Origin of the sequence: Corynebacterium sp. HMSC05D03 (genome assembly GCF_001807205.1) — a bacterium.
In the GTDB taxonomy this organism is placed as follows: domain Bacteria; phylum Actinomycetota; class Actinomycetes; order Mycobacteriales; family Mycobacteriaceae; genus Corynebacterium; species Corynebacterium aurimucosum.
This window is the reverse complement of record NZ_KV788182.1, coordinates 48990-67048: the sequence shown is the minus strand read 5'-3', so window position 1 is coordinate 67048 and position 18059 is coordinate 48990. Positions and strand designations below refer to the sequence as shown.

The following is an 18059-nucleotide window of genomic DNA, read 5'->3' as shown; positions in this document are numbered from 1 at the left end:
CCCAAGGGCTTTCTAGCCTTCGATCCCCAGCTCAATGGCTGTGGCGATCCGATCGATAACGTCTTTATCGGAAACATCTCCGCTGATGGTCACCGAAGCGCCCTGGGATACCCCGAGAGACATCAGCATCATTGCAGAGTCTGCCTCTGCCGACTCTCCGTCACAGGAGAGGGTGACATCCCCTGCCGCTTCCGCCGCCAGCTCTGCAATCCTTGACGCCGGACGTGCATGCAGACCCGCCTCATCGGCCACAGTCACTGTCAGCGAGTACCCATCAGCGTTTGTTGCTAGGTCATCCTCGGCTGCAGACGCAGTGGCTGAGGGCTGCTTCGGAACGAAGACTTCGATGGCGCGTTCCGCGGCTTTGATCACGGCGGCGAGTCCATCGCCCTGCTGAGCGGCGGTGGCTGCTGCAATAGTGGATTCGACCAAGGGGGCATCGACAAACGTCACCGTGTCTTCGTCAAGGAACTCGAGAACGGACTCAACGGTCATCGTGGCCGAGCCCAAATCGGTGAGGACAACCACGCTAAGGCCTTGGCCACGTGCGTGGCTGATAGCCCCTTCGACGAGGTCAAAGGACGTTCCGATGCCGCCCTCCTCCAGACCACCGGCAGGAAGGATGGTCACGTCAGGAGCCATCTGAGCAGCAAGCTCAGTCAGACCTTCAGCGAGCTTTGCCGAGTGTGATACGAGAACGAGTCCAACGCGGGGCTGTGCCATATCCTATGCTTCCTCCTTGAGGGTTTCGGCGGCGCCCGCAGCCGCAGCGATGAAAAGTGCCGAGGATGTAGCGCCCGGATCCTTGTGTCCAGCAGAACGCTCCCCTAGGTAGGAAGCGCGGCCTTTCGTGGCCACCATCGGGATAGTCGCTTCCGCGCCTGTTGCTGCGGCGTCGGCAGCCGCGCGCAGCACTTGATCGGGGCTCTGTGCGGCATCCGCCGCAGCGCGAGCGGCCCGTGCGGCCGGCGCCCAGGCATCGACCATCGTCTTCTCCCCTTCAGAGGCCTTACCACGGGTGGCTATTCCCTCAAGCGCGGCCTCAATGAGAGCGGCCGTCGTAGGCGCATCGATCTCTCCAGAGCCTGCGGCCTTAGCCGCGCGTAAGAAAGCGGTTCCCAGCAATGGACCAGAGGCGCCACCAACGGTGGACATAAGCGTCTTTGCCGTCAGCTTCAACACATCAGCAACGTGAGACGTCTCCGGTGAGATATCCGAATCCACTTTCTCCGCGACAGCTCGGAAACCGCGGTCGACGTTTGCGCCATGGTCACTATCCCCGATGGCGCGGTCAAGCTCGATGAGTTCCTCGCGGTGTTCGTGTGCCGCTGCGGCGCAGTTTTTCATCCACGCCTGGGCCCACGCTGTTGACAAAGTTGCATTGTCGGTCATATCTACATTCCTTGTCGTAGTGCAGCGGTGTGGCACGGGGCATCAAAAAGCTCAAGGTCTTCCTCGTCCGCGCGCATGACTGTAACGGAGCAACCGGCCATATCTAGACTAGTAACGAAGTTACCCACGAGGGAACGCTCGATGCTAACACCCGCGTCCTTCAGACGCTGAGCCACACGACGGTAGACCACATACAGCTCGGACGCCGGAGTAGCACCCATGCCGTTGACAAGGACAATGGTACGCTCCCCATCACCCAGCTTAAGGTCTGCCAACACCGGATCAAGCAGATGGTCAGTTACGTCGTCGGCAGAGACCAACGGAATTTCCTTGCGGCCCGGCTCCCCATGAATACCCACGCCGAGCTCGACTTCGTCTTCCCCGAGGTCAAAGGAGGGCTTGCCCACGTGTGGCACCGTGCAGGCACTCAGCGCTGCGCCCATGGTCGCGGTGTTTTCTACCACCTTCTTCGCCACAGCGGCCACCGCCGCGAGATCATCACCGCGCTCGGCTGCAGCACCCGCCAGCTTTTCTACCAACAGTGTGCCGGCAACACCGCGGCGACCAGCTGTAAAAGTGGAATCCTCCACCGCAACATCATCGTCCACGATGACCTGGCTGACCTCAATATCATCGAATTCCGCCAGCTCCGCCGCGGTGTCGAAGTTGAGAACATCGCCGGTGTAGTTCTTGACGATGTAGAGCACCCCCGCCCCGGCATTAGCTGCCTCCGTGGCCGCTTGGATTGCGTCCGGCGTTGGCGATGTAAACATGGCACCGGGCACTGCTGCATCCAACATGCCGTAGCCAACGAAGCCGGCATGCAGCGGCTCATGTCCAGAACCGCCCCCGGAGACTATGGCTACCTTGCCGTCTTCTTTCTTCTGCGAGCGGGACACAAAGAGAGGATCGGTGGATCGAGTGACTATGTCACCGTGTGCTAAAGCAAAGCCCTCCACGGATTCCTCTACTACGCTGTCCGGCGAGTTGATGAGCTTCTTCATCATCCTTCTCCTTAGGTTTTCATTGCCCTCGAGCACTCTTCTGGGAATGCTGCCGAGCCTACCCTCGCTACCGGACGGTCTGCCGAGACCAGCGTAACGCTCCTGTAGCCCCCGCCTCACCTTCTTAGCTCTTCGCGGCCTTTTGAACCTGCAACGCACCAAAGACACCGAGTACCAAGAACATCACTGCGGCCAGAAGCGACCATCGAGCTGCATCACTCATGCCTTCGCTCAACGCCTGCACCAACGCTGTTGTCTGTTCCCCAAAGGGTCCAGCCGCGCCCTGTGCGCGAAGTCCTGCGATGCTCGAGCCCGCGGACTGGCGGGTAGCTTCCGCCATGGCATCTGCGGCTGGGCCGACGACGTCGATGTCTTCGAGCGCCTTCGGCAACGCCAGTGCTAGGGCGACGGAAAAGACGGAACCAGAAACCGCGGTGCCGAGGGAGGAGCCGATCTGGCGGACCGTGCTCTGGGTAGCAGATGCCTGCCCCGAATTCGCTACCGGTATCTCGCTCAAGACCGTGCCCGTCAACTGCGCAGATGCGAACCCCAAGCCCACGCCATACAACACAAGCGGAAGCGCGATGACCCAGCCGCTAGTGTCCGGACTCAGGAGCATCGCGAGGATAAGCGCGCCGACAACTTCTAGGCCCAGACCTATGAGCACTGTTCCAGGAGCACCAAAGCGGCCAGCAACATGCCGTGCGGCGGCTCCCGAAATAAAGGCGCCGATTGCCATCGCCGCGAGCACGAGGCCAGCGGACATCACACTCAAGCCCAGCGCATTAATGAGGTACAGCGGGAGGATAAAAATAATCGCAAACTCACCGATAGCTACCGCGCCCGCGGTGATGTTTCCCCAGGAAAACGTGGAGTAGGAAAAGAGGCCCAGGTCCAGCAGCGCGGAGCGTTGTACTCGCTCACGGTGCTCCTCCCAGCGGATGAACAAACTGAAACTGATCGCGGCGATGAGCAGTGCAACTGGCACCGCAGATACCGGCGCGGTGGTGGGCCATGTCCAGCCGAACACCGTCAGCTCGGACTGTGGTGTCCACCAGCCAAGACTTGGCCCCTCAATCACCGCGAAAACAAGGGCTCCGAAGGCAATCGCGCTCAACTGTGCGCCATCGACGTCGACCCCGGGCCGTTTTTCGGGGCTACGGGTTTCCCGCACGGTGAGCACAGCTCCAACAGCCACGATGATGCCTATGGGAACATTGACCAGGAAGATCCAATGCCACGATACCCACTGGGTAAGCGCGCCACCGGCCAAAGGTCCGACGGCGGCGGCGCCAGAGATAACTGCGCCCCACACACCGAATGCAGCCGCGCGATACTTGCCTCGGAAAACGGCGTTCACCGTGGACAAGGTTGAGGGCATGATAAACGCTGCACCCACTGCTTGTACTGCACGCGCGGAAATGAGCGTGCCTGCGGAGTCCGCGAAACCCGCCCACACGCTGCCTGCTACGAAAATGCTAAGACCGGCGAGAAACGCTCGCTTGCGACCCCAACTATCCGCGATCTTTCCGGTGGACAACAACAGTGCGGCAAGCACTACCGCGTAGAGGCTGTTGACCCACTGCGCCTGAGTTATGTCCAGTTTGAGGTCAGTAATAATAGCCGGCAGCGCTACCCCGACGATGGTGCCATCAAGGACAATGACGCCCAGTCCTACCGACAAAACCGCAAGACTAATCCAGTCACGGCGGGTCGGCACCGCCGTGATGGAACCCGCTGTGGGCGACAACATGACTAGGCGCTCACGGGTGCCGGGGTGGAAGAGTTAGCCGGCTCCTTCAATGCGCGGCCAAGTGCGACAACGAAGAGAACGAGGCCAATCGTGATGAGGATGTGGCCAATACCGGCAATCCTGGCGATCATGGCGGTGGATTCCTCGCCCAACACGGTCAGGCTGCCGTGCCAGATGAGCATTCCAACGGTAAGCACGACACCAATGTTGTAGAACCAGAAGAAGGAGTTAAACAGCTTCTTATTCCGCGAGACGCCGAATACCTTGTCCACGACGAGGAAGATCAAAAACATCATGAATCCCAGCGCCAAGAGGTGGGTATGGGCCACGCCCAACTGGGTGAACTGGCCCTCCGGGAAATCATTTGCGCGTGTGAACTCACGGTAGAATAGTCCTGCTGCCAACCCCATAACGAGGTAGAAAATAGCTGCTCTATACAGGGACTTCATTACTTGTTCCTTCCTAGCCACGGTGTTGTGGCTGCTGCACCGAGGGTGTTATCTATCACGGCCAAAGCCTTCTGGTATCCATCCTGCTTGGCGCAGCCAGCACAGTCATCGAGTGGTCGGCTGATTTTGACATCAACCAACTAGTTGATCGCGCACCTAGCCCTCAGCCCGCAGCTCTCTTCTTCCCCGAATCCACGCCGACTCAGCGGCGCCAACTACCACTTGCGCAGATAATCGATGCGCTCTTGGAGCTGCTCGGCGTCGCACAACGCAGTGGGAGGGCCGCCGCAAGCCTTGCGGGCTTCAGTGTGAATAGCGCCGTGTGGGCGGCCGGTGCGTTGAGCGGTGATGGACACTACTGTGTTGAGCTCCTTGCGCAACGCGGAAATCTCATCCACCACACCTGACTGGGAACCGGTGCTGCTTGCCGATGCCTCCGCCCCGCGCTTGGGCGCATGCGGAGTGCCGTAGAGCTTGCGGCGTTGCTCCTCTGCCGCCTCTGCAGCCCGGCGCGCCTTCTCTTCTGCCTCGCGGCGGTCCAGCTCATCGGACTGCTTCTTGCGCAAGAGGTCCTTGACCTGGTCGGCGTCGAGAAGCCCGGGGATGCCGAGGAAATCCTCTTCTTCATCGGTGATATTGCCCGTGGTGAACTGCGAGCCGTTGTAAAGCAGTCCTGAGAATTCTGCTTCCGCGCCTAAGGATTCATAGGAAGGCTCGAGCATGTCCGGTTCGGACTTCTTCTTATTGGCGTCCTCGAGCAGCTCATCGTCCCAGCCATCCTTGTCGGGGTTTTTCTCCCCTCCCAGGACGTGGTCGCGCTGCTTCTCCATGTTCTCGGCAAGCCCCAAGAGCACCGGCACGGAAGGAAGAAAGACGGAGGCGGTCTCCCCTGGCATGCGGGAGCGCACGAAGCGCCCGATGGCCTGCGCGAAGAAGAGCGGTGTCGACGCAGAGGTGGCATACACACCCACGGCGAGGCGGGGAACGTCGACGCCCTCCGACACCATGCGCACGGCCACCATCCACTCGTCGGTGGATTCAGAGAACTCTGCAATACGCGCCGAGGAGCCTGGGTCATCGGAGAGGATGACGGAGACGGGGGTATTGGAAATCTGCTTGAGGATCTTGGCGTAGGCGCGCGCGGTTGTCGTGTCGGTAGCGAGCACGAGACCGCCGGCATCCGGCATGTTGCGGCGCATCTGCATCAGCCGTGTGTGCGCCGCCTGCAGGACGGTGGGGATCCACTCGCCTTTCGGGTCGAGGGCCGTGCGCCATGCGCGGGCGGTCTGCTCCGGATTGAGAATATCGCCGAGCCGGGCCGCATGTTCCTCACCGGCGCTATCACGCCAGCGGGATTCGCCGGAGTAGCTGAGGAAGACGACGGGGCGCACGACACCGTCGGCAAGCGCATCGCCATAGCCATACGTGTGATCAGAGCGGGATACGAGGTGACCTTCCCCATCCTCCTCGTAGCGCACGAAGGGAATTTGCGAGTCATCGGAGCGAAAGGGGGTACCGGTCAGCGCGAGGCGGTGCTCCGCATCATCATAGGCTTCCCGCACGCCATCGCCCCAGCTCTTGGCATCACCGGCGTGGTGGATCTCATCGAGGATCACCAGGGTGCGCCGGGCTGAGGCCACCGCGCGGTGTTTGTATGGGTGCATGCCCACCTGCGCATAAGTCACCACGACACCGTCCATCGCGGGGTTGACTCCCGAGGAGTTTGTGAACTTGGGGTCGAGCGCTAAGCCAACGCGGGAGGCGGATTCCGACCACTGCACTTTGAGGTGCTCGGTGGGCACCACCACGATGACGCGCTCAACGGTGCGGTCCGCCATAAGCTCTGTGGCCACCCGCAGGGCGAAGGTGGTCTTACCTGCACCTGGCGTTGCCACCGCCATGAAATCCTTCGGCTTGGTGGCTAGGAACTTATCCAAAGCAGCGCGTTGCCACACGCGCAGCGAACCGTTATTGGCAAATCTCTGTGCTGGAGTCTGTGTAGACACGGTCAGCGACTATCCCCCTCTAGTTATCCCAACATCCCGCTTCTGTGAAGTTCTCTATCCCTAATGCTTGGCATCGACGCAGGATGAACGTCGATGCGCAGCTTAACGGCGGCGCAAGCTCTTATAGACGCGCTCGCAGTCAGGGCACACGGGCGAACCAGGTTTGGCTTGCTTGGTTACCGGGAAGGTCTCTCCGCACAGGGCAACGACGTACTTGCCGTTGACCGCGGAGTCGAGGATCTGGTTCTTCTTCACGTAGTGGAAGAACTTCGGGGTGTCGTCGTTGGTCGACGTATCCTCGCGGACATCAGGGCGCTCAATAGTCTTAGTCGTCGTACTCACGCCCACTATCATGCCGCATCAGTATCGAAGTTGGCGAGTCCTCCAGCTACGCTGATAGGCATGACCCCTTCGAACTCGCGCGATAACGCCCGCCATACCCCACGATCGGGGCAGCGGCGCGGACGCCGATTCGGGCGCGAAACGCACCTCATCACCACGGCAAAACTCGCCCCCGGTCAGGACCGGCATCGCCGCGAGATCATCTACTCCATACTGCAGTTTCTGCGCGTTCCATCCCTCCTGATAGCCGGGGCCATGGTTTATGTCTGGCAGTGGTGGATCCCCGCCGCCCTTGTCGTGGCCGTCACCTTCCCCCTCCCCTGGATCGCTGTGGTCATTGGCAATGGCCGGGGTCAAAAGAAAGACAAGCGCGAAAAAGCTGTTTATAAACCAGCCCTTGCCCGGCAAATGGCGCAAGCACAACGTGAAGAACTCACCAGCGGTTCCCATGGTGAACTGCCCAGCACGCCTGGGCGGCACAAACCCTCGTCAGGAGCAGACACAAACAGTACTGCAGCTGACACTATTGACCACGAAGATTAGAACATCACTGTATTCCCTCCCCGATGCATTTAAGGATTCTCTTGTGAGCACCCAGCAGCCTTCTCCTTTTGGCCCAGCGATGAACCCGGAACACCCCATCGCAGACGTTGCGGCAGAACTTTCCCGAGTGTTTGCGGAGGCAGGGTTTAGTGCGGATGGCATCGCAGGCCATTTGGGACCCGAGTACACCGAAGCCCTGCATCGCGGCGAGCCCGCCGCAGTTGTGCTAGGAGCAAGCGGCGATTCCCGCCTGGACCATCTCATCCGTATCTTCTTGCTGCATGAACACGTACCAGCCACGCTGCTTTCCGACGTCCTCGGAGCACGCCTAGCCGCCCAACTCATTGATTGCGGTGTCGTGCTCAGCGACGAACACGGCACCGCCTACGTGGCTTATGACATTCGACCGCACATCATCGTGGGCAAGAATCGTGTCGTGTTCTCCGATGTTGATGCATCTCTGGTGCATCACGTCCCCGGCCCCGAGCATGTGTTGGGAGTGGGCTCGGCCAGCCTGTCCTTGTTGCATTCAACGCCAACGACACCAGTGGAATCAGTACTAGATTTAGGCACGGGTTCAGGCGTCCAGGTCCTTGGGCAGCTGGATTCTGCGCAACGCATTGTGGCTACCGACGTCCATGAGCGAGCCCTTGAACTCGCCCGCGCCACCGTCCTCGCGGCGGAGGCGGAAGACCGCGTTGAGCTACGCCACGGCTCCTGGTACGAACCCGTTGAGAATGAGCGCTTCGACCGCATCGTGGCTAATCCTCCATTCGTGGTTGGCTTACCCGAAGTGGGGCATGTCTATCGAGACTCCGGCCTCAACCTGGATGGAGCAAGCGAGCTGGTGGTCTCCCAGGCAGTCGAGCATCTCAACCCTGGGGGCACAGCGCACGTACTCGCAGCCTGGGTGCATCAAGGCGAAGAATCGTGGCAGCAGCGCGTCGCCTCGTGGCTACCGGATACCGGCGTCGCTGCATGGATCATTCAGCGCGATGTGGCGGACCCAGCGTTATATGTCTCAACCTGGTTGAGCGATGAATCCGTGGATGTTCGCAGCCCTGAAGGCCAAGAGCGGTCTCGCCGGTGGCTGGAGCACTTCCGTGAAAACGAGGTCACCGGAATCGGGTTTGGTTTCGTGGCCATCCAGCGCATCGGTGAGGACGAGCCCTCGGATATCTTGGCGGAGACCATGGCGCAGCCAGTTATCGATCCGCTCGGCCCGGAAGTGGAAGAATACTTCGCGCGCGTCGAATGGCTGCGCAACCTGGTGCCGGGTGAATTAGAAACTAAGCATGTACAGCTGCGCCCCGGGGTGGCCCGTGAGGACGTTGCGCTGCCCGATGGGGACCTGGGCATGGGCTTTGAGCGCGCGGCACTGCGGCTCAGCCGTACCGATGGCCCCCGCTGGCAGCACGATGTCGATGAGCATCTCGCGGCCATTGTCGCCGGGTTTAACCCGAATGGTTTGAGCATCGGTGAAACCATCGAGCTCTACGCCGCCGCGCAGGGTTTTGAAGAAGCCGAGTTGGTCAGCGCAGCACTTCCAGCCATCGTGGATCTTATCCGCCACGGGCTTCTCATCCCGACTGAGCTGCTAGCTTTTAGCAACACTGAGTAGCCTCGCGCCCCACTAAGAGCCTCTTTCCTCCTTCAATCCCCGCGTACTTCTCATCCGAGAAAGAACTCCTCTACAGAAAGGTTGTGTACTTCCCTGCCATGCGTGCTGTTTTAACCCGTGTTTCTGAAGCCTCTGTCACCGTTGACAACGACGTCGTTGGGTCCATTACCTGCCCCGACACCGGCGGAGTCCTAGCACTCATTGGTGTGTCGCGGGAGGACGTCGAGGCAGGTGGTGACGCCACCGCTAGCGACGGCCCGACTTTAGAGGAGAAGATGGACACGATGGCGCGCAAGATCGCTGAGCTGCGCATCCTCGAGGGTGAGACCAGCGTGGTCGATAGTGGTGCGCCAGTTCTGGTGGTAAGCCAGTTCACCCTCTACGGACGAACCGCGAAAGGCCGCCGACCTTCGTGGTCAGATGCAGCCCCAGGCGAGGCCGCGGAGCCGGTGATCCAGGGTGTAGTTGCGCGCCTGCGCGAACGCGGAATCACCGTGGAGGAAGGCCAGTTCGGAGCGATGATGCGCGTCTCCTCGGTCAACGAAGGGCCGTTCACCGTGCTCGTGGAGGTCTAGGTGCGGCGCGCCTCCCCCAAAATGGCCTAAAACCTCACTCTTCCCGCGGGGTGTTAGAACATTTTTCGGGCCACGGGAACTAACTGCGCCGAAAGCTCGTTGTAGGAGATGAACCAAGCCGCAACTTAGGAGGCATGAGATGGCCACATCATCCGCTGCTAGCGTCCAGGACGAGGACGGACAGGAAGTTGACCGCGGCTCACGCCGTAACCAAACAAATGACAATCCCTCTGCGGACTTGGTCCGCGTTTATCTCAACGGAATCGGCAAAACGGCGCTGCTGAGTGCTGAGGACGAGGTTGAGCTCGCACAGGCCATCGAGGTAGGCCTGTACGCCGAATACAAGCTCGCTAATGCCGAAAAGTTGACCCGCGCTGAGAAGCGCGACCTGAAGATTTTGGCCCGCGAAGGCAAGAAGGCTCGCTCCCACCTCTTGGAGGCCAATCTGCGTCTCGTAGTCTCCCTGGCTAAGCGTTATACCGGCCGCGGCATGCCGCTGCTGGACCTCATCCAGGAAGGTAACTTGGGCCTGATTCGTGCGATGGAGAAGTTTGATTATGCCAAGGGCTTCAAGTTCTCCACGTATGCAACGTGGTGGATCCGCCAGGCCATTACCCGCGGCATGGCTGACCAGTCCCGCACTATCCGCCTCCCTGTGCACCTGGTTGAGCAGGTAAATAAGCTTTCCCGGATTAAGCGCGAGATGTACCAGTCCTTGGGCCGCGAGGCCACGAATGAGGAGCTCGCGGAGGAATCCGGAATCGAAGAGTCCAAGATCGAGATGCTGCTGCGCCAGTCCCGCGATCCTGTTTCCTTGGACATGCCGGTCGGTACCGATGAGGAAGCCCCGTTGGGTGACTTCATTGAGGATGCCGAGGCAACGGATGCCGAGACCGCTGTGGTGGCCTCCATGCGCCACTCCGATATCCGCTCCGTGATTGGTTCCCTCGAGGAACGCGAACAGGATGTCATCCGCCTGCGCTATGGCTTGGACGATGGTGTCCCGCGCACCCTCGACCAGATTGGCCGCAAGTTCGGCCTCTCTCGTGAACGCGTTCGCCAAATCGAGCGTGAGGTGATGGCCAAGTTGCGCGAGGGCAACCGTGCGGACCGCCTCCGCGAGTACGCGCTCTAAGCCTTAGCTGACTTCCCAGCCTTAGCCATTGAGGAATGCCTTTGCTGCCCAGTTGACTTGTGCTGCTGGGCCGCAGAGGACGTTGCTCGGTGGCTTTTTCTTTCCTCGCGGTGGTCCTCACGGTTTTTAATTCCCGCCCCTCTCCTCCCTGTCGAACGCACAGTGCTGCGCGCTCTCAGCTTTCGAAAAATGCGCTATTGTTTAAGATATTCTCTTAATACACTTTTATTACCGCGCCTAAACCTATGTGGCTACGGACCGCCGACAACGCAGAAAGGTAAGCCCACGTGAGGGACCTAGTTGACACCACGGAAATGTATCTGCGAACCATCTACGAGCTCGAAGAGGAAGGTATTACCCCACTGCGTGCTCGAATTGCAGAGCGTTTAGAGCAGTCCGGACCGACCGTCTCCCAGACCGTGGCCCGGATGGAGCGCGATGGACTTCTTCACGTGCGCACCGACCGCAGCCTTGATCTCACTCAGCAGGGCCGCGAATTAGCTACCAACGTCATGCGCAAACACCGCTTGGCTGAGCGGTTGCTCACGGATGTCCTTGGCCTTGATATCCACAAGGTCCACGACGAGGCCTGCCGGTGGGAACACGTCATGAGCGAAGAAGTAGAAAAGCGAGTCGTCGCGGTGCTGGAGGATTCCTCCCGCTCACCATTCGGCAACCCAATCCCCGGTTTGGCACAGCTGGGCATGTCTCCGGTAGAGCTCGACTTGGGCACGCGCGCCATCGACCTTCCCACGGGGCAAGAAACCGAGGCCACTATCGTGCAAATCAATGAGGTCTTGCAAGCTGATAATTCCACCTTCCACGACCTGTATGCCTGCGGAATCCAGGTTGGCTCGCACGTCACCGTAGTCAATGAGAGCGGGACGATTAGGCTGACAACGAAATCAGGACACACTGTCGAGCTTGTCGACGACCTTGCTCACGCTATCCGCGTCAAGGAGGACTAAACCGATGAAGCTGTTAGTTACCGGCGGCGCCGGCTATGTCGGCAGCGTATGCGCGGCCGTCCTCGTTGAAAAAGGCCACGATGTCACCATCATCGACAATTTCTCTACCGGCAACCGCGAGGCCATCCCGGAGAAGGCGCGCCTTGTCGAAGGCGACGTGGCCGATGTCGCTCGTGAGGTGTTATCTGAGGGCGGTTTCGAAGGAGTCTTGCACTTCGCGGCCCGCTCCCTCGTGGGCGAATCTGTGGAGGCCCCGGCTGACTATTGGCAGCACAACGTGGTCACAACTCTAAAGCTGCTCAACGCTATGCGTGAATTCGAGGTCACCAACCTCGTCTTTTCCTCAACCGCTGCCACCTACGGTGAGCCGGCGCAAGTGCCGATCACGGAGACGATGCCCACCCAGCCGACGAACCCTTATGGCGCATCGAAGCTTGCCATCGACTACATGATTACTTCTTATGCCCAGGCCTATGGCTTGGGGGCGACTTCCCTGCGCTACTTCAACGTCGCCGGCGCCTACGGCGATATCGGAGAGAACCGCGAGGTGGAAACCCACCTCATTCCCCTTGTCCTGCAGGTAGCGCTGGGACATCGCGAAAAGATTTTCATCTTCGGCGATGACTACGACACCACCGATGGCACCGCAGTGCGCGATTACATCCACATTCGTGACTTGGCCGAAGCCCATGTCTTAGCGCTGGAGAGCAATGCCGCTGGCACCCACCGCATCTACAACCTGGGCTCCGGGGACGGCTACTCGGTCAAGCAGGTTATTGAGGCCTGCCGCGAAGTCACTGGACACCCCATCCCAGCAGAGCTTGCGCCGCGCCGCGCTGGTGACCCCGCGACGCTCGTGGCGTCCTCAGACAAGATTAAATCCGAGCTCGGATGGAACCCAGGCCGCACCGACTTGAAGACCATCGTCACGGATGCTTGGAATTTCACCCGGCAGCTCGGCGAGCGGGCTCACTCCGCTCGGCGCTAAGCGTCTTTTCTTTAGGCTCCTCCCCTAGGGCGGTGTCATAAGCCTTGAGCGCCCCTGTATGAATCGAATCACGTACCTTTTCATGCAGGCCATGGCGGTACGCTTGGCACAGCAGCGCCCCGAGGCGGTGGCTGGGAAACTCCTCCGTGACGAGCTGCAATGCTGGTCCGGCAAGGATATCCCACTCCTGCTCCAACTGCGCTAATGCGAAAAGGGTCAGCGCATTCGCCCGCAGCTCCCCGCTGAATGTGCGGGCCGCTGCGAGGAGAAGGTCCGCCCCGGATTCGCCTGCCTTCGCGCAGATATCTACTACGAGGTCGCGCGTCCACGTCGTCGCGAGCCACACTGCGCAGGTTTCCAGTAGCTTGCTGTCCTGTTCTGCTTCTTCCACCGATGCCACTTGGTCAAGCGCCCACTGGGCATCCTCAAGAAAGTGATCCAGCAGGTCTTTGCGCTTCTTTCCGTGCGCAACGGCCACCTGCTCGCGATATCGCGTTGCCGAATCGCGGGCTTGCTGCGCTAAGACTTTAGCTTCTTCAGCGTCGAGGTAGCTATTCCCCGGCGCAAAGACGGAAAAGAAATCCTCCCGGTTTAGCTCAGGTACCACATTGTGGTCGACGCAAGAGCGCATCGAGGGGGCGTCGGTTAGCGCCGGTATAGTCCCCTCAACCCACTTCTTCATCGGCCCGCTACCGTCCGCGTTGACGGTTCCATGCAGCAATATATAAGGCGCATTCTGGGTGATTTCCTGGGCATACCACGCGGCGTCGATCTCCACCCCATCCTCAGCACGGTCCAGGCCATAAAGCCAGTGGGACACTTCCCGCAGTTCGGTGAGAGGCTGCTTCGAGATGAGGAAGGCAAAGACACCTTCGCGGGCATGCTCCGCTAGTAGCAGTGCGATGTCTGTGATCGTTCCTTGGGCATCCGTGATGTCGACGCGAGCGAGCGGCCCCATGGCTGGGCCGCGTGGAGTGGTGTCGATGGCCATGAACACCACTGATTCGGTGGGATAGAAGCCTAAGAGGCCGGGGATGTTAGCGAGAAGATGACCTGGAGTTGTTATTGGTGGTGTACGGTCTGTGTGCGTTGAAAAAGTGTTCATACCCTGTAGCCTGAACCACCAACGGTAGCCACCGCTAGGGATACCCCGGCGCGCACGGCATATCTGTGGATAACAAGTCCGGACTGCCACTCAATCCATGGAAATCCACTGGGTTATCCACACCTTGGCAAAGGCAAGCCTGGAAGAAGTAATGACTATATGGCATGCTTGTACGATCAACACCAGTTCCCGCAGGCAGTCCCACATACGCAGCCTCCCGGGTTTGTGTTCTCCTTGGAGCACCATTTCAGCTGGGAATAGGCAGCAAGCCTTAAGCGTTGCATGACACAGAACGCTGATGAAGTCCGTACGCTCGTTAAGAAGCGCACGATGAGAAGGAGGAGTCACTACCATGCAGGAAGAACAGCGCCGCATGTATGAGCTGGAGTATCCCGCTCCAGTGATCAAGGATGATTCGACTCCAGACAACGGCCCCACGATGATCGTTGCTATGAATGGTTATGCCGACGCCGGACAAGCCGTCGAAGCCAGTGCCGATCACCTCAAGGCCGCTTTGGAAAACCGCCAGCTGGCCTCGTTTAACAATGACGAGCTCATTGATTACCGCTCGCGCCGCCCCGCCGTCACCATCGATCATGACCGCACGGTGGAGATTGAGAACACTGACTTGGGTATCAAGGTGCTGCGGGATAACTCTGGCACTCCATTCTTGCTTCTCTCGGGCCCTGAACCGGACTTGCGGTGGGAGGCCTTTACTGATGCGGTAGTGAACTTGGTGGAGAAATTCGATATCAAGAACACCATCATGCTCTACTCGGCCCCCATGCCGGTGCCGCACACCCGCCCCACTGTGGTAACAGCGCATGGCAATTCGCCGGAGCTCCTTAACTCAATGGTGCGCATGGAATCCACCATGATGGTCCCCGGCGCCGCCGCCCTGTATATCGAGCGAGCCTTGGACAAGAAGGGCCGCCGCGTTGCCGGGTACACCGCCCATGTTCCGCACTACTTGGCCGCCTCCCCGTACCCGTCGGCCACGCTGCGTCTTTTGGATTCGGTGGCAACCGCAGCTGGCCTCAACATCCCACTGGGCAGCTTGGAGGCAGACGTGACTCGCGTTAACCAGCAGTTGGAGGAGCAGGTTACCAACTCTGAGGAAATTGCAGGCGTGGTCCACCAGCTGGAGGAGCAGTACGACGCCTACATGGAGCGCTACCGCTCCCGCCACCCGCAGGCCATCATGCCTGGCGAAGAGCACATGCCTACTGGTGAGGAGATCGGAGCAGACTTTGAAGCTTTCCTGGCGGGCCTCGACGACAATCCGGATATCCTCTCCGAAGATATCGATGACCGCGAAGACAACTATGGGCGGGAGCAAGGACCCGGCTCGGATATGGACGATGACGTCTAATCGCGGTTAGATCTACCGCACGAACACAGGCACCGAGGACAGCCATCTGGGACTCCGGGGGGAGGCCTAGTCCGCGGTGCTTTTCGCCTAAGGTTTTCGCCTAAGGTGGGACGGGTGAACCTTTCTCAGATGTTGCCCGATCTCGCCGAAGTCCCCGAGTCGATGGTTGATGAGGCCATCTGGGACACATTTTTGTCCTGGACTTCTGGCCGTGGTATTTCGCTTTACCCAGCGCAGGAAGAAGCCTCCCTCGGCATTCTTGCCGGGGATAACGTCATCCTGGCAACTCCCACTGGTTCCGGCAAATCCATGGTGGCCAACGCCGCCCACTTCATTGCTTTGGCGCGCGGCCAGCGCAGCTTCTACACCGCACCCATCAAGGCCTTGGTGAGCGAAAAATTCTTCGCGCTCTGCGAGATTTTCGGCCCCGAGAACGTCGGCATGATGACCGGTGATGCCACGGTCAACGGCTCCGCTCCCATCATCGCCGCGACGGCTGAGATTGTGGCCAATATTGCGCTGCGTGATGGCGCGGAAGCCGCCATTGATCAGGTAATCATGGATGAGTTCCATTACTACTCCGAGCCTGATCGCGGCTGGGCCTGGCAGGTTCCGCTGTTGGAGCTACCGAAGGCCCAATTCTTGCTCATGTCCGCCACCTTGGGCGATACCGCCTGGCTGGAGAAGGATTTGACGGAGCGTACCGGCCGTACGACGACTCTGGTAGCGGGAACAACTCGCCCAGTGCCCCTCGACTTCTCTTATGTCTTTTCCGCGGTCCACGAAACCATCGAAGAATTGCTCGCCGATGGCAAGGCCCCTGTCTATGTCGTCCACTTCTCCCAGCGCGAGGCCTCAGAGCGCGCGCAGGCGTTGACTTCCCTGTCGAAGATCATCACCCCGGAGGAGAAGGAGGCCATTGCAGCTGAGCTCGCGGGCTTCCGCTTCACCACGACGTTTGGCAAAGACCTCTCTAAGCTTCTGCGTAAGGGAATCGGTGTGCACCACGCTGGTATGTTGCCGAAATATCGGCGCTTGGTTGAGCGCCTGGCCCAGAAGGGCCTTCTCAAGATTATTTGCGGCACCGATACTTTGGGCGTGGGCATCAACGTCCCCATTCGCACAGTCCTGATGACCGGCCTTGCCAAATATGATGGAACCCGCCAGCGCATTCTGAAGTCTCGCGAGTTTCACCAGATTGCCGGCCGCGCTGGCCGCGCCGGTTATGACACGGAAGGCACCGTCGTCGTGCAGGCGCCGGAGTATGAGATTGAGAACGCCAAGGCGCGGCGCCGTGTGGGCGATGACCCAGCAAGGCTCAAGAAGCTGAAAAAGAAGTCTGCGCGCGACGGTGAAGTGTCGTGGTCGGAACAGACTTACGCACGGCTTATCGACGCCGAACCGGAGCAACTAACGTCCCAATTCCGAGTGTCCAATTCCATGTTGCTCAACGTGCTCGCCCGGCACGGCAACGGCTACGAGCATCTCAAGCACCTGCTGCGCACCAGCCACAACACGCGTGCCCGCCAGAACGAAGACATCCTGACGGCATTGAGTCTGTTCCGGGGACTTCTCAATTCGGGCGTAGTGCAAAAGTCTACGAAGGGGCTCGATATCTACGGCCGTCCCTACCACGTCGTGCGAGAGATGCCGCGCGATTTCGCCCTCAACCAGCCTTTAGGACCCTTCGCGCTGGCAGCGCTCACCTTATTAGATCCAGAATCGGATACTTATGCACTCGACGTCATCTCTGTCTTTGAATCGGTGCTGGATGATCCTCGCCAGGTACTCATTGCCCAACAGAAGCAGCGGCGCGGTGAGGAAATCGCGGCGCTCAAGGCCGAGGGCGTGGACTATACCGAGCGCATGGCCATCGTGGAAGACATCACGTGGCCAAAGCCTCTGGAAGAGCTCCTCGAACAGTCCTATGAGACCTTCTGCCAGACCAACCCATGGGCGAAGGAGTTCGAGCTGCGGCCTAAGTCTGTAGTGCGCGACATGCTGGAGAGCGCCATGACTTTTTCCGATCTCGTCGCCACCTACGGTCTGGCCCGCTCGGAAGGCGTCATTTTGCGCTACCTGACCGATGCCTGGCGCACGCTCAAGCAGTCTATCCCTGCGGAGTTCCTCACAGAGGAACTCGAGGACATTATCGTCTGGCTCGGGGAGCTTATCCGCCAAGTCGATTCTTCGCTTGTCGACGAGTGGGCTGAGATGGCTGGCGAGGACTCCCCCATTTCCCAGGAAGATTTGGACCGCGAGTTGGCCTTCGGAGTCGAGGATCCCTCCGCCTTGACCGCGAATCAGCGGGCTTTCAGCATCATGGTGCGCAACTACTTCTTCCGCCTTGCCCAACTCTTTGCGTTGGAGAAGGAAGAGCGCTTGGCAGACCTGTTGGACTACTTGGAGGAGATTCCTGACTTTAGCCGTGCCCTCGATGACTACTTCGATGACTACGATGACATTGACACTGGGCCAGCGGCTAGAGGCCAGGAATACTTCCTCCTGGACAAGGGCGACGCAGGTTCGGGCGCTCGTGGCGTTGGCGGCTCGCGGTCGTGGACCGTGCGTCAGATCCTTAAGGACCCAGAGGGTGATAATTCCTATCAGCTCGTTGGCACCGTAGATCTCGATGCCTCCGATGAAGCCGGGGAGGTACGGCTATCCGAGCTGCGCGTGGAGTACTAGGGCGCATAAGCAGGGACTATTAATACCCCCTTTCTGAATTAATATTTTCTACACACCGCATATTATGCGTATGATTGGGGAATGAGTACGCCACAGCAGATAGACGAACGCAAGCTTT

16 protein-coding genes are annotated in these 18059 nt (G+C 59.6%); 8 read left to right on the top strand and 8 right to left on the bottom strand.

Features of this window, described 5'->3' with window-relative positions:
- Positions 1-12: 12 nt before the first annotated feature.
- The 7 genes from dhaM to HMPREF3147_RS08805 all read right to left on the bottom strand — a co-directional run bounded on the left by dhaM (position 13) and on the right by HMPREF3147_RS08805 (position 6958).
- On the bottom strand, positions 13-723 hold the full coding sequence (gene dhaM, locus HMPREF3147_RS08835; protein ID WP_070446767.1) for a dihydroxyacetone kinase phosphoryl donor subunit DhaM: 711 nt from the start codon (positions 721-723) through the stop codon (positions 13-15).
- A 3-nt stretch (positions 724-726) separates the two neighbouring features.
- Positions 727-1392 carry a dihydroxyacetone kinase subunit DhaL gene (dhaL, locus tag HMPREF3147_RS08830; protein ID WP_070446766.1) on the bottom strand — a complete coding sequence of 222 codons (666 nt, stop codon included), beginning with the start codon at positions 1390-1392 and terminating at the stop codon, positions 727-729.
- A 2-nt stretch (positions 1393-1394) separates the two neighbouring features.
- On the bottom strand, positions 1395-2396 hold the full coding sequence (gene dhaK / locus HMPREF3147_RS08825; protein ID WP_070446765.1) for a dihydroxyacetone kinase subunit DhaK: 1002 nt from the start codon (positions 2394-2396) through the stop codon (positions 1395-1397).
- 124 nt (positions 2397-2520) lie between these two features.
- A complete protein-coding gene (locus HMPREF3147_RS08820) occupies positions 2521-4149 on the bottom strand; it encodes a DHA2 family efflux MFS transporter permease subunit (RefSeq protein WP_070446764.1) in 1629 nt (542 codons plus the stop codon).
- A 2-nt stretch (positions 4150-4151) separates the two neighbouring features.
- On the bottom strand, positions 4152-4598 hold the full coding sequence (locus HMPREF3147_RS08815; RefSeq protein ID WP_070446763.1) for a DUF2871 domain-containing protein: 447 nt from the start codon (positions 4596-4598) through the stop codon (positions 4152-4154).
- Between the two features lie 215 nt (positions 4599-4813).
- Entirely contained in the window at positions 4814-6604 is a 1791-nt protein-coding gene (locus HMPREF3147_RS08810; RefSeq protein ID WP_070446762.1) for a DEAD/DEAH box helicase, read from the bottom strand.
- Positions 6605-6706: 102 nt separating this feature from the next.
- Positions 6707-6958, bottom strand: a complete 252-nt coding sequence (locus HMPREF3147_RS08805) for a DUF3039 domain-containing protein (RefSeq protein WP_012715089.1) — start codon at positions 6956-6958, stop codon at positions 6707-6709.
- A 48-nt stretch (positions 6959-7006) separates the two neighbouring features.
- Here HMPREF3147_RS08805 and HMPREF3147_RS12625 point away from each other — a divergent pair, with 48 nt between their 5' ends.
- The 6 genes from HMPREF3147_RS12625 to galE all read left to right on the top strand — a co-directional run bounded on the left by HMPREF3147_RS12625 (position 7007) and on the right by galE (position 12776).
- On the top strand, positions 7007-7489 hold the full coding sequence (locus tag HMPREF3147_RS12625) for a DUF3099 domain-containing protein (protein WP_141740731.1): 483 nt from the start codon (positions 7007-7009) through the stop codon (positions 7487-7489).
- 79 nt (positions 7490-7568) lie between these two features.
- Positions 7569-9110 carry a DUF7782 domain-containing protein gene (locus tag HMPREF3147_RS08795; protein ID WP_210384586.1) on the top strand — a complete coding sequence of 514 codons (1542 nt, stop codon included), beginning with the start codon at positions 7569-7571 and terminating at the stop codon, positions 9108-9110.
- A 98-nt stretch (positions 9111-9208) separates the two neighbouring features.
- A complete protein-coding gene (gene dtd, locus HMPREF3147_RS08790; protein WP_070446759.1) occupies positions 9209-9685 on the top strand; it encodes a D-aminoacyl-tRNA deacylase in 477 nt (158 codons plus the stop codon).
- Between the two features lie 139 nt (positions 9686-9824).
- On the top strand, positions 9825-10820 hold the full coding sequence (locus tag HMPREF3147_RS08785; protein WP_046648202.1) for a sigma-70 family RNA polymerase sigma factor: 996 nt from the start codon (positions 9825-9827) through the stop codon (positions 10818-10820).
- Positions 10821-11107: 287 nt separating this feature from the next.
- A complete protein-coding gene (locus tag HMPREF3147_RS08780) occupies positions 11108-11788 on the top strand; it encodes a metal-dependent transcriptional regulator (RefSeq protein WP_070446758.1) in 681 nt (226 codons plus the stop codon).
- 4 nt (positions 11789-11792) lie between these two features.
- Entirely contained in the window at positions 11793-12776 is a 984-nt protein-coding gene (galE, locus tag HMPREF3147_RS08775; RefSeq protein WP_070446757.1) for a UDP-glucose 4-epimerase GalE, read from the top strand.
- On the opposite strand, the gene HMPREF3147_RS08770 is transcribed toward galE, so the two are convergent.
- A complete protein-coding gene (locus HMPREF3147_RS08770; RefSeq protein WP_070446756.1) occupies positions 12733-13881 on the bottom strand; it encodes a DUF4192 domain-containing protein in 1149 nt (382 codons plus the stop codon). The two genes, galE and HMPREF3147_RS08770, sit on opposite strands and share 44 nt — an antisense overlap.
- 352 nt (positions 13882-14233) lie before the next feature.
- Here HMPREF3147_RS08770 and HMPREF3147_RS08765 point away from each other — a divergent pair, with 352 nt between their 5' ends.
- Positions 14234-15253 carry a PAC2 family protein gene (locus HMPREF3147_RS08765; RefSeq protein WP_070446755.1) on the top strand — a complete coding sequence of 340 codons (1020 nt, stop codon included), beginning with the start codon at positions 14234-14236 and terminating at the stop codon, positions 15251-15253.
- Between the two features lie 114 nt (positions 15254-15367).
- A complete protein-coding gene (locus HMPREF3147_RS08760; RefSeq protein WP_070446754.1) occupies positions 15368-17941 on the top strand; it encodes a DEAD/DEAH box helicase in 2574 nt (857 codons plus the stop codon).
- The last annotated feature ends 118 nt before the right edge of the window (positions 17942-18059 follow it).